This window comes from Niallia sp. FSL W8-0177 (assembly GCF_038006285.1).
Lineage (GTDB): Bacteria > Bacillota > Bacilli > Bacillales > Cytobacillaceae > Niallia > Niallia circulans_A.
This window is the reverse complement of the sequence record NZ_JBBOUX010000001.1, coordinates 610,302-625,238: the sequence shown is the minus strand read 5'-3', so window position 1 is coordinate 625,238 and position 14,937 is coordinate 610,302. Positions and strand designations below refer to the sequence as shown.

The window sequence follows — 14,937 nt, the reverse complement described above, 5'->3', positions numbered from 1 at the left end:
CATTCATATTCTAACCTTAACCAATCTAATCTTTTTCCTCTGCACTTTTTATAGTGTCTCTATAAACCGATAAAAGGCTTTTGTTCCATCGTCATCTCTTTTAAATACACCGGCATGATGTAAGATTGTCTCAAAAACAATTCCTATTTCTGTTTGTAAGATAGTACTTACATTTTCTTTTGTCATCTGTGGATTGTTTTCTTTAACTTTTTTTGCCCATGCTAAGTGTTTTACAATAGCTGGCTCTAGACGGATGCGCTCTTCAAAATCAGCTTTGACGATATTCTCTGCAAGTAAGCTCATTTCTACTTTCAATCTTCCTGGCAAAACTGCTAACCCCATCACTTCAATCAAACCAATATTCTCTTGTTTAATCGCATGAACTTCCTCATGTGGATGGAAGATCCCGAATGGATATTCTTCACTTGTACGATTATTACGGAGCACTAAATCCATTTCATATTGGCCATTGCGCATTCTTGCAATTGGCGTGATCGTATTATGACGAACACCGTTTGTATATGCAAGAATATCAACACTTTCATCACTATAATCCAGCCATTTTTTTAATATATAATCAGATGCTTCCACTAATTGTTGTTTGTCTGTACCATTTAGACGTAAAACAGACATCGGCCATTTAACTATTCCTGCATGGATAGCAGGAAACTGCTCCAACGTAAATCCAGCTTCTATTTCTGCCTTTGCCATCGGAAATTCATGATATCCCCCTTGAAAATGCTCATGGGCAAGAATGGACCCTCCAACTATCGGCAGATCGGCATTAGACCCCATAAAGTAATGAGGATATTGGTGAACAAATTCTAGTAATCTAGTAAATGTTCTTTTCGAAATGGTCATTGGCTCATGCCGTTCAGAAAAACAAATAGCATGCTCATTATAGTAAACATATGGCGAAAACTGCAGGAACCATTGTTCCTCTTCTAGAGTCACTGGTATAATACGATGATTTTGTCTAGCCGGATGATTAACTCTTCCTGCATAACCAGCATTTTCTTTACATAACAAACATTTAGGATAAAAACCTTGTTTTACTTTTTTTAGAGCAGCTATTTCTTGTGGATTTTTTTCTGGCTTAGACAAGTTAATCGTAATCTCTAAATCTCCATAACTCGTATGCGCCAGCCACTCTTCATTTTTAGCAATTCGATCCGTGCGGATGTAATCAACTTTTTTTGAAAAGTCATAAAACCAACTAGTTGCACTCTTTGCTCCCTTATCCTTATAGAGCATGGCAAATCTATTATTTATTTCAGAGGGCAGCGGAACAAAGCAAGCCATTAATTTAGTATCTAGTAAATCTCGATAGGTAATTGTATTTTCTACCAAGAGATTATGTTCAGCAGCCCAATCTAAAATAGTATCTAATAGTTCACGCAACTCTATTTTCACTGGAGCGCTAATCTCTGATGGGACAAAATCATCCAATTCTAAGATTTCGAGTAATTTATTCCGCACTACATCTATATCCCATTTTGTAATTAAGTTTGATTCTATTCCATAATGAAGCAATTGTTCTACATGCTGATAAATAGTGGTTGTCATATAACATTGCTCCTTTCCTCTTAGTGCATTCTCATTTATTCTTTATAGCCATTCGGATTTGCTTGGAACCAGTTCCATGCACTTCCTATCATTGTCTCCAGTGAAGTGTACTGTGGATTCCACCCTAACTCTACTTGCGCTTTCTCTGATGAAGCAACTAATCGCGCCGGATCCCCTGCTCTTCTTGGAGCAATTTCTGCTGGAATAGGATGCCCCGTTACCTTTCTCGCTGTCTCAATTACTTCTTTCACCGTGAAACCTGTTCCACTCCCTAGATTGTAAATACCGCTTGTTTCTTCTTTCTGCAATTTTTTTAAAGCAAGGATATGAGCATTAGCCAAATCGGTGACATGAATATAATCTCTAATACATGACCCATCATGTGTCTCATAATCATCACCAAAAATACTAATTACTTCTCTCTTTCCTAACGCTACTTGCAGTATAATGGGAATTAAATGCGTTTCTGGAAAATGATCTTCCCCTAATCTCCCATCTATATGCGCACCTGCTACATTAAAATAACGAAGAGCTACATAATGAATCCCATATGCTGCTTCACACCACTTTAGCATTTTTTCGATGGCTAGTTTGGTTTCTCCATAGGGATTCGTTGGAATCGTGTCATCACTCTCCTGAATCGGAAAATTCTTTGCCTCTCCATAAGTTGCTGCAGTTGACGAGAAAACAATTCTCTTCACATCATTTGCGTGCATCACTTTCAATAAAGTCATCGCACCGTTTACATTATTATCATAGTATTTCAACGGATTTGTTACACTTTCACCTACTAAAGAGTCAGCAGCGAAATGGACTACCGCTTCAATCGTATGATTCTTAAAGACCTCTTCTAAGAAGCTTTCATTCCGTAAATCGCCAATATAAAGGGTTGCTTCCGCTCTTACAGCAGCTTTATGCCCAGTTTGAAGATTATCAACAACAATTACTTCTTCACCTAGGTCTAATAATTCAGAAACCATATGACTTCCGATATAACCGGCACCACCACATACTAATATCGCCATATTTTCTCTCTCCTTTTTATTTAACTGTTACTATTCAACAATTTCCTTGGCTCCATCTCCAACTTGAACAACATAAAAGTCTGCCTTCAATCCTGTTTGCTCCTCATATTTCGCTCCGACCGTCTCGATAAAAGAATCAATATGCTCATTGTTGACAATACTGATCGTACAACCGCCAAAGCCTGCTCCCGTCATACGAGATCCAATAACCCCTGCTTGTTCCCAAGCAGCTTCCACTAGTGCGTCTAATTCCTTTCCGGTCACTTCATAATCATCACGTAAGGAGATATGTGATGCATTCATTAATTGTCCAAATCCTGCAATATCTCCTGCTTGAAGTTTTTTTACAGCTTCTATTGTTCGAGCATTTTCATACACAGCATGCTTTGCTCTCATTCTATCGACATCTTGCTTAATCAAATGAGCATGCGAATCGAATTCCTCTGGCGTTAATTCACCTAATGATCGAATCTCTAATTCTCCCTGCAAGTCTCTTAATGCTCTTTCACACTCTCCTCGTCTCTCATTATATTTAGAATCCGCTAGCCCTCTGCGTTTATTTGTATTGGCAATAATTAAAGAAGCAGCATCTAAATCTAGTGGGCTGTACACATAGTCAAGTGTGTCGCAATCTAGTAATATAGCATGTTTTTCTTTGCCCATTCCGATTGCAAATTGATCCATAATTCCACAGCTCACACCAATATATTCATTTTCTGCTTTTTGACACATTTTTACTAAGCTGACTTGATCAATTGCAAAGGAATACAACTCATTTAACATAATGGCTGTCACTACTTCAATGGATGCAGACGAAGATAAGCCAGCACCATTGGGAATTTCTCCTTCATATAAAACATCGAATCCAGCATCGAGCTGATATCCATATTGCGCAAGCGTTACTATTACTCCCTTTGGATAATTCGCCCAATCATCTGCTTGATTAAAGGATAGATCGTCTAAAGAAACTTTAATAATACCTAAATCCGCAAAATTTGTAGAATAAAATTGAATCACTCGATCTGATCTTTTTCTTACAAGTGCTGTCGTACCAATAGATAAGGCACAAGGAAAAACATGTCCTCCATTATAATCAGTATGTTCACCTATTAAATTCACACGTCCTGGTGCAAAAAAAGTACGGATGCTTGTTTCTGTTTCATTAAAAATATTTGTAAAAGTTGCAAATAGATTTTTTGCCATTTCTATCTCTCCTTTTTTTATGAACATTTATGCTTACTCATATTTCTAGACTTCCATTAAACCGTTTACAATTTTATTTTATGCTTCAAACCTTTCTCTCTCAATGGTAAAATAAGAAAGGGAAAAGGGTAATAATTTGCTAATAAATTTCAAATTTTTATGCCAAACACTTAATTTCTATCTATTACTCCTATCTTATCCAAGGCAAGTATCTACCAATGCCAGCTCTACTAAGAAAGGAGCATTCTATTGTCCAAAAAAGATAATAATGTATTTGCTTACAGATTTACGGAAAAAATTACAAAAGAGGTAGCCCAAATTTGGTCAATCGGATGGGAAAATCAAACCTCCCATCTATATAATTGGAAAGGAAAAAAGCGTAAAGAGGATAGTATGTATGTTTTTCAATATACCATATCTGGAATTGGTGCTATTGAACTTGGAGGTAAAAATCATAAATTGACAGCTGGAAAGGCATTTTTAATTGATATTTCAGAGGAATACAGATACTATCTGCCTCCAACTAGTGAGCATTGGGAATTTATTTTTATTACACTATATGGTGAAACGGTAAAAAAATGCTGGCGTTCTCTTACGGAAAACGAGCAGCCAATTATTCAATTAGCTTCGGACTCGAGACCCATTCAGCACCTTCTGCATATTTATCAGCTAGCAAAAGATAAACAGATAAATAACGCTTTTTATGCTTCAAGTCTCGCCTATTCCTTTATCATGGAATTGTATCAATATAAGAAGAACATAGGAGACATTCAGCTTCCTGAAAGTATACTAAATGCGACATTATTTGCTCAAAATCACTATCATAAACCAATCGGACCAGATGATATGGCAGAGGCTGCTGCGCTTTCCCGCTTCCACTTCACTCGTTTATTCAAAAAGGTACTTGGAATTACACCGATTCAATATTTAACGAATATCCGTATCATAAAGGGAGCAGAGTTATTATATCAAACCAAATATTCTATTGAAGACATTTCAGTCCAAGTAGGTTTTGCGAATGCCAACTATTTTACAAAAGTATTTCGGAAATCTACTGGTATTACTCCTGGAGAATTTCGAAAGAAGAATATTCGGCCAAGCGAGGATATTCTTCTTTAATGCTTATTTTTCATCAAACATTTCCAAGCTGAACATTCCTTTTTCATAAATAAAGTTCAGCTTTTTCCCTGGTGTAAGCATATTTTCCAAAATATCTTTCGAGGCTTGAAGGGCAATAGACATTCTAATTAACTGTTCTTGATCCTCTTCTTGCCATGAACCTGCTTGTATACTCAACGCTTCCAGTTGCAGTTGAAAATGGAGAATTTGATTATAAATAGCCTCATAAGTCGTTTCAATCTCGTTATTCATTCAAAAAACTCCTTCCCCATAAGATAGATTAAGTTTAGCATATTTTTGCTTTATTTTTATGCTAACCAGGGCAAAAATTTACAGCTATCTGAGAAATCAACAATTATTTTATCTTTTGAGGAAGAATAATGGGAAATTAATTTAAAATAATGAATGAAAACAGTTTCAAAATCATTTTGTTTCCTTTAAAATATAATTAAAGAAATTTTTTTCTGCGAATTTATATTTTTATGAAATATTTTTTAGACTTTTTATTAAAGGAGTTTTTAATATGCAATTATCATCCCTATATTTAGGTGTAGACATTGGTACAACGAGTACAAAATCTGTCTTATTTGCTGAAGCTGGCAAAGTATTAAGCATGCATCATGTTGAATATCCGCTGCATAGCCCTGCACCAGCCATCGCAGAGCAAGATCCAGAGCAAATTTTTCAGGCTGTAATGGAAACAATGAAAACAGCTATTAAAAAAGCGAACGTGGATACTAGTAAAATAAAATTAGTTTCCTTTAGTTCAGCAATGCACAGTGTTATTGCATTAGATGAAAAGGGGAAACCAATAACACGTTGTATTACTTGGGCTGACAGCCGTTCTTGCTCTTGGGCAAAAAAAATCAAAGAAGAATATAATGGTTTGGAAATATACCGCAGAACAGGAACGCCAATTCACCCTATGACTCCTTTATCAAAATTAACTTGGCTAAGAAATGATCAACCAGATATTTTTACAAAGGCAGCTAAATTTATTGGCATTAAAGAATATATTTTCTATCGCTTATTTAACGAATTTGTGATCGATTACTCAATTGCTTCTGCAACAGGACTGTTTAATCTTGAACACTTAAATTGGGATCAAGAAGCTTTAAAAGTTGCCGGCGTAACATCTGAGCAGTTGGCAAAACCCGTTCCGACGACCCATTATTTAACAGGACTGAAGGATAACTATGCAGCGGAACTTGGAATTCCTGCTGAAACTCCATTTGTGGTTGGCGCAAGTGATGGCGTACTATCTAATCTTGGGGTAAATGCTATTGACCCTGGAGTTGTCGCTGTGACAATCGGTACAAGCGGGGCGATTCGTACTGTAACCGATAAACCAGTAACCGATCCTAAAGGAAGAATCTTTTGTTATTGCTTAACAGAAGATCACTGGGTAGTTGGTGGCCCTGTAAATAATGGTGGCATGACATTCCGCTGGGTTCGTGATGAATTAGCTTCCTCGGAAGTGGAAACGGCAAAGAGACTCGGAATTGATCCTTATGAAGTTTTAACAAAAATTGCTTCTAGAGTTACACCTGGTGCGGACGGTTTATTATTCCATCCATATCTTGCTGGGGAACGAGCGCCTTTATGGAATGCCAATGCAAGAGGCTCCTTCTTTGGACTAGGTTTACATCATAAAAAAGAACATATGGTGAGAGCTGTATTAGAAGGAGTTATCTTAAATCTTTATACGGTGATGTTAGCCTTACAAGAAGTGATTGGAGCACCAAAGCAAATTCAAGCAACAGGTGGCTTTGCTCGTTCTGAACTATGGAGACAAATGATGGCAGACATTTTTGATCAAGAAGTAGTCGTTCCAGAAAGCTTTGAAAGCTCTTGTCTTGGTGCCATCGTTTTAGGTATGTATGCACTCGGAGAAATTGATGATTTTTCGATTATGAAACAATTAGTCGGTAGTACACATTCCCATCAGCCAATTCAAGAGAATGTTGATATCTATCAAGATTTAACCGCTATTTATATCCGTATTTCTCGAGCTTTAGAAAAAGAATATGATGCCATAGCATCTTTTCAGAATAAATGGGTTAAATAAGCACCACAAACATCTTAAGAAAATTACCTGCATATAAAGTAACTCAGTCGAACGAATTCAAACCCAAACAATTTTACGGTGATACCAATATATCGTATAATTGTTTGGGTTTTTTATGCTTTTTAAGAAAGAAGGTTTGTGGATCATCCACAGTCTGTAGTGTAACGAATTGGGCTGCGCTACTAAATTAAAGATTTTGTCTTTCCACCTTTTATTAGTTAGCCTGCTTATTGCTATGACCCTGTTTCTTTATTGGAAAGTTCGACCCAGAAAGGATAAAGTCCAAGAACGATTAGGATAAAACTTATTAGAATAACTACAAAGACAAAGGAAGGTCCAAAGAGAAGATTGCTAAGCAGCGTAAATGTGATTATTAAAATAGTTGCCATAAACGTTATCCCTCTTGTTCGAGAGGTAACATATTGCTTTTCCCTGCAATGTGGACAAATCAGTTTATTATCTAATGTAAAAGAGCTTTTTAAAGTTTGCTTCCAAGTCCATTTTTGATCACAATTCTGACAAGTTCTCATGTATTTCCGCCTCCTTTTTCTGTATTCTTACCATAGTCAAGAAACCATTCCGATACATTAATATTATTTTATCAAAAAAATCCTTCAGCATTACTTCTACCTGCTAAAGGATTTCCTTGTCATTCTATTTTGATTCTACACTATGCCCACCAAACTCATTTCGTAAGGAAGCAACCACTTTTCCAGAGAAGGTATCTTCCTCTAACGAACGATAACGCATCATTAAAGATAAGGCTGTAACTGGCATAGCAGTTTGTAAATCTAGGGCTGTTTCTAGCGTCCATTTGCCTTCACCAGAGGAATGCATTACTCCTTTGATTCCTTCCAGTTTTGAATCCTTAGAAAAGGCATTTTGTGCTAATTCCATTAACCACGAACGAATAACAGAGCCATTATTCCAAACCTTTGCAACTCCTTCATTATCAAAATCATACTCACTTTTCTCTAACAATTCAAATCCTTCTGCAATGGATTGCATCATGCCATACTCAATTCCATTATGAACCATTTTCAGAAAATGGCCGCTTCCAGACACGCCGGTATACGTATAACCATTTTCCACACATAAATCTTTAAATAATCCTTCTACCTTATCAAATATTCCTTTATTGCCGCCAATCATCATACAGGCACCATGTCGAGCTCCATCTACTCCGCCGCTTGTGCCAACATCTAGATAGAAGATTCCTAACTCTTGTAAATCTAATCCTCTTCTCTTGGAATCTTTATAATGGGAATTCCCACCATCGATAATAATATCCCCTGCTTCCACATATTTCTTTACTTCACGCAAGACATTTTCCGTTACTTCTCCTGCTGGCACCATTAGCCAAATTACTCTTGGAGCTGGCAAATTTCTTACTAATTTTTCAATTGTATTAACTCCTGTTACATTTTTATTAGAAATTTCTTTTACAGCGCTTTCATTTATATCAAAAGCTGTTACACTATACTTATGGTCCACCATATTTAAAGCCAAGTTAAAACCCATTTTTCCTAAACCTATAAGACCGATGTTCATTCGTTATCTCTCCTTTTGAAAAAATATTTCTTTCTATATACTATTATATAGAAATTTTTTTCGAAAATATACCCCCTTGAAAATATTTTTTGAAAAAAATTATTTTAATAAGAAATTTTTTTTCAAGAGACTAATTGTGTTATACTACAACTATATTAATTTGGAAAGGATAGAAGTCAATGGCGCAAAATTGTCTTGGGAAAATTCGTTCCTATTACGCTAGACTGAGTGAAAAAGAAAAAAAAATCGCTGATTATATTCTTGAGAATCCAGAAAAAATCATTCATTCCACCATTAACGAATTAGCAGAGGATCTAGGAGTAGCAGATGCTACTGTTTTTCGTTTCTGTAAACGAATTGGATTTAAAGGCTATCAAGCAATGAAAATAGCATTGGCCTCAGAAGTAATTGAACCTATTCAGCAAATACATGAAGAGATTAATGAAAATGACAGTGTAAAAACCGTTACTGAAAAAGTATTTAAGTCGAATGTACGTACACTAGAAAATACATTAGAAATATTAAATGGTCATTCGATTCAAAAAGCAGTGGAATTTCTCTTACAGGCAAATCGGGTTGAATTCTATGGTACAGGTGGTTCAGCAGTTATCGCTATGGATGCTTTTCATAAATTTGTCCGAACTGGAATTAAAGCGTTTTCATTCGTTGACTCTCATTTTCAACTAATGTCCTCTTCTCAGCTTTCAGAGAAGGATGTAGCTGTAATTATTTCACATTCTGGCACTAATAAAGATACTATTAACATAATGAAAACAGCAAAAAACAATGGTGCCAAAACAATCGGTATCACTGGGTATCCTAAATCACCAATCGGCCAGAATACAGATGTAGCACTGTTCACAAGCTCTGAGGAAACAGAATATCGTTCGGAAGCTTTATCATCAAGAATTGGCCAGCTTAGTTTAATAGATGCATTGTATGTCAATGTAATGATTTTAAATAAAAATGTTGCTAATCAATCATTAGAAAGAATTAGGAATGCCATTTCTGATACACGAATCTAACGGAAGAAAAACAATATTCCCTACTTCAGAGTTTCAGCAAACGCAAAAAAGGAAGTTAATTATGATTGTTCTTACCATCACTAACTTCCTTTTTATATAAATACACTATAATAGCTCCATATTAATAAAGGGAGTATCATAATCAAGCTGCCCTATAATTTTTTTAAAGTTCAGCTTTTCTCCCTTTAAGAAAGATTCTAAATCGATGATAACAGGCATTCGATCACTCCCAAGCGCAAACCACGCTTTTCTTTCATTAGGTAAATATGCTGCGGTGTGCAGTGTTCCAGACCAAGCATTATACTTATTTGAAAATATCTCTTTATCTCTGTCATTCAATATTCGAAAGGCCTCATACACATTTGAATGATTTCCCTGCTGCTTTTCGATATTCTGCTTTCTTTGTATAGATTCATCCATCTGATAGCGGTTTTCTTCTTTTAATATTTCAAAGTGATTCGTACTAATATTAGATTTTCTGGCAATGACAGATCGTGGAGTTGCTTCTACAACATACGCCTCTCCACTTGGATCTAATAACACATAACTAAAGGATGTTCGGTGTGGTATTTCTTTTAATAAATCAATGGCCTCTTCTACATTTGCACATGTCTCTAAAATCATTCGACCAATCATATTACAAATAAAACCATCCCCTGAACCAACTCGATTAATAAAGTTATAACCCATTGCGAGACCTTTTTCATTTATCCCATCTATTCTTCCTGTTATTTGCATAGATGGACCGATTACTGCATATCCAGTATCAGTTGGCTGATAGATCATATAGCGACCCTCATAGGAACCTGGATGACTATCATAGTTTCTAATTAAATACTGGGAGCCTGCTAAAATAGAGCATCCACTTCTTCCATACTCTACATAATGGCCGCCAAATTCTCGTAATGCATCCTCTATTCTCCACTGAAGAGCGTCAGCTAATCCAGTGATTTCTGCTAGCATTCCAGGAATAAATTTATTTAGGAGTTGGATAGATTCTTTTTCATTTATGGTAAAATAGCGTTTTCGCTTAGATGTCCAGTGCTTTATGCGATTAGGGAGAATGGGTGAATCCTTTAATAATTCTCCCTGCATGTATCCAAAATCATAATGACTTCCGCGAAACTGGATGAAATCACTATATACTTGTTTCATTAACATTTCCCCTTTAATTGCTTCCCTATGGAGAGTTGAAGAATACTCTATTTCAGTAAAAGGAAAACTTCTAGAAGTTCAACTGAATAATTGAACCATTCGAGTTTTACAGACGTCAACCTTCCGCGCATTCACCTAAAAAGGTGAGAGCTTTACTGTACATGAAGCAAGGGGGAATGACAAATAAATTGCTCGTGTAAATTTTTCTAACTAACTTAGATCTGACCAATCACTTACCGTTCCAATAAACTGGTTACCATTAAACGATTAACTAAAGTACATATCATATAAGAAGGAATAATCCCTCTTGCCTTTTATTAACTTATACAACTGTCTATTAAACAATTAAATCTAAAATCAAGACGCCTGCAAATGCAATGAATGATAATATCGTTTCTAATACTGTCCATGTTTTGAAGGTTTCTTCGACTGTTAGTCCTAAATATTCTTTTACCATCCAGAACCCAGCATCATTTACATGGGAGAACATTAAGGAACCAGCACCGGTTGCAATCACTAATAGTTCCACATTTACGCCAGACATTCCTGCGATTATTGGTGACACTATCCCTGCTGCTGTTGTTAAGGCTACTGTTGCAGAACCAGTTGCTATCCGAATCAATCCTGCAATCATAAAAGCTAATACAAGTGGGGATAATGATAAGCTCTCTGACATTGATCCAATTGTATCGCCTACTCCACTAGCAATTAACACTTGTTTAAATGCACCACCAGCACCGATAATTAGTAAAATAGAACCGACCGGCAAGAAACAATCTTCTGTAAACTTTTTGATACTCTCTTTGTCCATTCCTTGACGCATACCGAGGAAATAAAAAGCGAAAAATACAGCAATTAATAAAGATAATAACGGGCTGCCAAGAAAGATAAGTACATTTCTTACGCCTTGTGAGAAAATCGTTAAGTAAGGGGCAGCGGTTCCAATGATCATTAAAATGACAGGTAATAAGATAGATAGGAAAGACACGCCTATACTTGGCAATTTATCTTCTGCTATTGGCTCTGCCGTAATAAGTGTTGACTCTCCTTTAGGAAAAACACGGCTATTGATCCACTTTGCAAATAAAGGTCCCCCGAGAATCCCTGCTGGTACTGCAATAATCAAGGAGTATAATAAGACCGTACCTAAATTAGCATCAAAAATACCGATAGCAGCAATTGCTCCAGGATGTGGCGGAACAAGTCCGTGTACAATGGATAATCCAGCAATACCAGGTAAGGCAATCAATAAAATATTTTTCTTTGTTGCCTTTTGAATGGAAATAACAAGCGGTAATAATATTAAAATACCAACCTCAAAAAATACCGGAATTCCAATTATAAACCCCGAAAAAAACATAGCCCAAGGTAATTTCTTTTCTCCAAAAACGTTTACAAAATAATTTGCAATTCTTAAGCCTGCACCTGATTCAGAAAGCATTTTTCCTAAAATTGTACCTAGTGCCAATATACCAACTAAGTGACCTAATACGCCACCTACTCCTGTTTCATAAGCGCTTACAATCTTATCAAAAGATAGTCCTGAAAAAACAGCTAAAAATAAACTCGCCACTGTTAAACTGATAAAAGCATGCCACTTAAAAAGGGAAACTCCAACAATAACAATGACAATGGAAAGTAATGCAATAATCAATAAATAGGCATCCATATTATTACCACCTTTTCTTTTACGTTTGAAAGTGTTTTCATTTAATAGAATTATTATACGAAAAAATATTTCTTTTATCAAGTTACAAACAAAGAAAATTTTTTATTCATTATATTAAAGAAAAAATATAGTTTAATCATACAGACTTAAGATAAAACCCCATTTTTTAGAAATATAAATTTGAGTAAAGTATATGTATTAACCTCCTTGAATCAGAGGGTGCTTTCTGTAGGACTAACGTTGATTCCACAGGGAGTCTCCTCCTCCTCCTCAAGAATCGCATGAAAAGGAAATTCTAGTTCTCCAATCTATTTAGCGACAAAATTATAATTGTATCCATCTTTTTTTGAAAAATTTAACTAAATGTAAAACTATTTCCCCTTCTATTACGTCTATATAAATGATGAAGCATTACCTTTTATTTCAAGTAAGGAGTTAACAACATGAAACGCTTAAAATGGAGAAATATTTTTATACTTTTTATTTGCCTCACTCTTTTAGTATTTATTTTCAAGTTTTTCGATAGTGAAAAAAAGCAGGCTGCTGAACCCTCAGAAAAACAGCCAGAGGTCAAGATACAATATGATCAAAATTATAAGACAATTGAAATAAACTCATATACTAAAGATGAAAAGCATGGAGGCTACTGGACCAGCTATCCAATCCTTCCAGATGAAGAAATTACTGCTGCCCTGAAAAAATATATTACAAACAAAATTACCGAATATGACAAACATATTCAAAAAGCAAATGTTCCAGACACGCAGGAAACTTCCTTACATATTTCCTACACGATTACGCATTACAGCAAGCAAACAATCTCGATTCTTTTTGAGACGTTTGAATATACTGCAGGACCTAAAGGGAATTTGACAACAGAAAGTTTAACATTTGATTTACAGACACATAAACAGCTTTGCTTAAAAGACATTTTCCAAGAAAAAAGCAATTATTTATCTCTCCTTTCAAAAATCAGTTATGGAGAATTAATAAAGGATAAAGACCTGGCAACAGACAAAGCGTTAGTAAAACAAGGAACTGCACCACATGAAGGTAACTTTCAAAACTTTGCGGTTCTAAATGATTCTATTCTTTTTTATTTTCCTCCTAACCAAATTGCGGCGGAAAAACTAGGTGTTCAAGAACTTGCCATCAAAAAAGAGATTTTACAAGATAAATTACTAGCAATCTATCAAGAGGAAGAGAAAAATAAAAATTTACTTGCAGAAGCAAAACCGAAAAAATTGGTCACCGAATTACCTGAAGTAGCAAAAATTGATCCATCCAAAAAAGTTATTGCATTAACATTCGATGACGGTCCAAGTAATAAACCAACAAAAAAAATTCTCAAAGCATTAAAGAAATATAATGGCCATGCTACGTTTTTTGTTCTTGGTGAGCGTGTTCAATATTATCCAAACGTCCTTCGGCAAGCTATTGAGAATGGGCATGAAATAGGGAATCATTCATGGAATCATCCCCTTCTCACTAAAATGAATACCAAGAAAGCCTTAAAGGAATTTCAAGATACGGATAATTTAATCAAAAAGGTAACAGGAGTGGAACCAACTCTCATTCGTCCGCCTTATGGAGCTATCCAGCTTGAACTAAAAAAAGAACTAGATAAAGAGATTGTGCTTTGGAACATTGATCCAGAAGATTGGAAACATCCATCGAAAAAGAAAATTGTTGATAAAGTTATGAAAGCAGCGAGTGATGAAAGCATTATCCTAATGCATGATATATATGAAAAAAGCGCTGATGCAGCAGTGGAAATTATTGAAAAATTAACAAAAGAAAGATATCAACTTGTGACTATTTCTCAATTAAGGGCAGTACAGGAGGAGAGAAATAGTAATTAAAAATGTAATAGATTTTTTGTATGTATCATAATAAATCTTTTTAAGCACCGAAATTGCTGGTGCTTTTTTTCTTTATAACTATGAAACAACCATCTATTTATCAAACTTCACATAAGATAAATCAAATATAAAGGAGGCAAACATATGCAGCCAACTATTATCACTGGGCTAGATGGCGTAATTTATCAAAACTTCCCCCAGCCGACATATGGAGCATGGAACCAACAACTTCTTGGAAAGGATAACTCTTATTACTACTTGATTGGTGGACAAATGTATTATATCGCTCCAAGGCCACAAGGAACTCAAGCTTATTACCCTTACTTAGGTCCAAATGTACCGTTAAATAGAGGACCATGGTATTGATATTTTCCACATCTACCAAGTGCTTACTCGCTTTCTTCTCGAAAAATGCTGTTTATTATGTATTTGGTTAGCAGGACTATTCAAATTAATAAAATTTTGAAGTACGTTTACAAAGAAAAAAAGCTTCTCTACTGAGAAGCTTTCAGACTGTCGACAAACTCCTAATTCAGTAATTAGGAGTTTGTCGACAGTTTATACATATACATTCTTTTAAATAAGAGTTGATTTCCGTTGCAGGGGTTCGCTTTCCGTGGGGCTCGCGCTGAGCCGCTTCGCCCTAAAGGCCTGCAGGGTCTCAGACTGTCTCGCAGATCCCACAGGAGCATTC

The 14,937-nt window shown here is 35.6% G+C and carries 13 protein-coding genes; 5 read left to right on the top strand and 8 right to left on the bottom strand.

Going from position 1 to position 14,937, the window contains the following annotated elements; translation table 11 throughout:
* Nucleotides 1–48: 48 nt before the first annotated feature.
* Genes galT through NST77_RS03035 form a run of 3 tightly spaced genes read right to left on the bottom strand, consistent with a single transcriptional unit; the run spans nucleotide 49 to nucleotide 3,794 of the window.
* The gene (galT, locus tag NST77_RS03045) at nucleotides 49–1,566 is read right to left on the bottom strand and encodes a UDP-glucose--hexose-1-phosphate uridylyltransferase (protein ID WP_095329962.1); all 1,518 of its coding nucleotides are present in this window, start codon (nucleotides 1,564–1,566) and stop codon (nucleotides 49–51) included.
* A gap of 35 nt (nucleotides 1,567–1,601) precedes the next feature.
* Nucleotides 1,602–2,591, bottom strand: a complete 990-nt coding sequence (galE, locus tag NST77_RS03040) for a UDP-glucose 4-epimerase GalE (RefSeq protein WP_095329963.1) — start codon at nucleotides 2,589–2,591, stop codon at nucleotides 1,602–1,604.
* Nucleotides 2,592–2,621: 30 nt separating this feature from the next.
* Complete coding sequence (locus NST77_RS03035) at nucleotides 2,622–3,794, bottom strand: galactokinase (protein ID WP_095329964.1); 1,173 nt, start codon at nucleotides 3,792–3,794, stop codon at nucleotides 2,622–2,624.
* 249 nt (nucleotides 3,795–4,043) lie between these two features.
* On the opposite strand from NST77_RS03035, the gene NST77_RS03030 reads away from it, so the two are divergent.
* Entirely contained in the window at nucleotides 4,044–4,913 is an 870-nt protein-coding gene (locus tag NST77_RS03030) for an AraC family transcriptional regulator (RefSeq protein WP_172859247.1), read from the top strand.
* A 3-nt stretch (nucleotides 4,914–4,916) separates the two neighbouring features.
* Here NST77_RS03030 and NST77_RS03025 read toward each other — a convergent pair whose 3' ends face one another.
* A complete protein-coding gene (locus NST77_RS03025) occupies nucleotides 4,917–5,165 on the bottom strand; it encodes a hypothetical protein (protein WP_095329966.1) in 249 nt (82 codons plus the stop codon).
* Nucleotides 5,166–5,436: 271 nt separating this feature from the next.
* Here NST77_RS03025 and gntK point away from each other — a divergent pair, with 271 nt between their 5' ends.
* Complete coding sequence (gene gntK, locus NST77_RS03020) at nucleotides 5,437–6,981, top strand: gluconokinase (protein WP_341122722.1); 1,545 nt, start codon at nucleotides 5,437–5,439, stop codon at nucleotides 6,979–6,981.
* A gap of 233 nt (nucleotides 6,982–7,214) precedes the next feature.
* Here gntK and NST77_RS03015 read toward each other — a convergent pair whose 3' ends face one another.
* A complete protein-coding gene (locus NST77_RS03015; RefSeq protein ID WP_095329968.1) occupies nucleotides 7,215–7,511 on the bottom strand; it encodes a TIGR04104 family putative zinc finger protein in 297 nt (98 codons plus the stop codon).
* Nucleotides 7,512–7,635: 124 nt separating this feature from the next.
* Nucleotides 7,636–8,532 (bottom strand): phosphogluconate dehydrogenase (NAD(+)-dependent, decarboxylating), encoded by an 897-nt coding sequence (gene gnd, locus NST77_RS03010; protein ID WP_095329969.1) that lies wholly within the window; start codon nucleotides 8,530–8,532, stop codon nucleotides 7,636–7,638.
* 179 nt (nucleotides 8,533–8,711) lie between these two features.
* Here gnd and NST77_RS03005 point away from each other — a divergent pair, with 179 nt between their 5' ends.
* The gene (locus NST77_RS03005) at nucleotides 8,712–9,557 is read left to right on the top strand and encodes a MurR/RpiR family transcriptional regulator (RefSeq protein ID WP_095329970.1); all 846 of its coding nucleotides are present in this window, start codon (nucleotides 8,712–8,714) and stop codon (nucleotides 9,555–9,557) included.
* A gap of 105 nt (nucleotides 9,558–9,662) precedes the next feature.
* Here NST77_RS03005 and NST77_RS03000 read toward each other — a convergent pair whose 3' ends face one another.
* Both NST77_RS03000 and NST77_RS02995 read right to left on the bottom strand, forming a co-directional pair.
* Complete coding sequence (locus NST77_RS03000; protein ID WP_095329971.1) at nucleotides 9,663–10,712, bottom strand: C45 family autoproteolytic acyltransferase/hydolase; 1,050 nt, start codon at nucleotides 10,710–10,712, stop codon at nucleotides 9,663–9,665.
* A 337-nt stretch (nucleotides 10,713–11,049) separates the two neighbouring features.
* A complete protein-coding gene (locus NST77_RS02995) occupies nucleotides 11,050–12,381 on the bottom strand; it encodes a GntT/GntP/DsdX family permease (RefSeq protein WP_095329972.1) in 1,332 nt (443 codons plus the stop codon).
* A 443-nt stretch (nucleotides 12,382–12,824) separates the two neighbouring features.
* Between NST77_RS02995 and NST77_RS02990 the strand changes: the two genes are divergently transcribed.
* Nucleotides 12,825–14,243 (top strand): polysaccharide deacetylase family protein, encoded by a 1,419-nt coding sequence (locus NST77_RS02990; protein ID WP_341122721.1) that lies wholly within the window; start codon nucleotides 12,825–12,827, stop codon nucleotides 14,241–14,243.
* A 144-nt stretch (nucleotides 14,244–14,387) separates the two neighbouring features.
* Nucleotides 14,388–14,609 carry a hypothetical protein gene (locus NST77_RS02985; RefSeq protein ID WP_095329974.1) on the top strand — a complete coding sequence of 74 codons (222 nt, stop codon included), beginning with the start codon at nucleotides 14,388–14,390 and terminating at the stop codon, nucleotides 14,607–14,609.
* The last annotated feature ends 328 nt before the right edge of the window (nucleotides 14,610–14,937 follow it).

Coding starts and splice junctions, on each gene's coding strand:
- galT (WP_095329962.1), bottom strand. CDS start 1,566: ATGACAACCACTATTTATCAGCATGTAGAACAATTGCTTCATTATGGA.
- galE (WP_095329963.1), bottom strand. CDS start 2,591: ATGGCGATATTAGTATGTGGTGGTGCCGGTTATATCGGAAGTCATATG.
- NST77_RS03035 (WP_095329964.1), bottom strand. CDS start 3,794: ATGGCAAAAAATCTATTTGCAACTTTTACAAATATTTTTAATGAAACA.
- NST77_RS03025 (WP_095329966.1), bottom strand. CDS start 5,165: ATGAATAACGAGATTGAAACGACTTATGAGGCTATTTATAATCAAATT.
- gntK (WP_341122722.1), top strand. CDS start 5,437: ATGCAATTATCATCCCTATATTTAGGTGTAGACATTGGTACAACGAGT.
- NST77_RS03015 (WP_095329968.1), bottom strand. CDS start 7,511: ATGAGAACTTGTCAGAATTGTGATCAAAAATGGACTTGGAAGCAAACT.
- gnd (WP_095329969.1), bottom strand. CDS start 8,532: ATGAACATCGGTCTTATAGGTTTAGGAAAAATGGGTTTTAACTTGGCT.
- NST77_RS03005 (WP_095329970.1), top strand. CDS start 8,712: ATGGCGCAAAATTGTCTTGGGAAAATTCGTTCCTATTACGCTAGACTG.
- NST77_RS03000 (WP_095329971.1), bottom strand. CDS start 10,712: ATGAAACAAGTATATAGTGATTTCATCCAGTTTCGCGGAAGTCATTAT.
- NST77_RS02995 (WP_095329972.1), bottom strand. CDS start 12,381: ATGGATGCCTATTTATTGATTATTGCATTACTTTCCATTGTCATTGTT.
- NST77_RS02990 (WP_341122721.1), top strand. CDS start 12,825: ATGAAACGCTTAAAATGGAGAAATATTTTTATACTTTTTATTTGCCTC.
- NST77_RS02985 (WP_095329974.1), top strand. CDS start 14,388: ATGCAGCCAACTATTATCACTGGGCTAGATGGCGTAATTTATCAAAAC.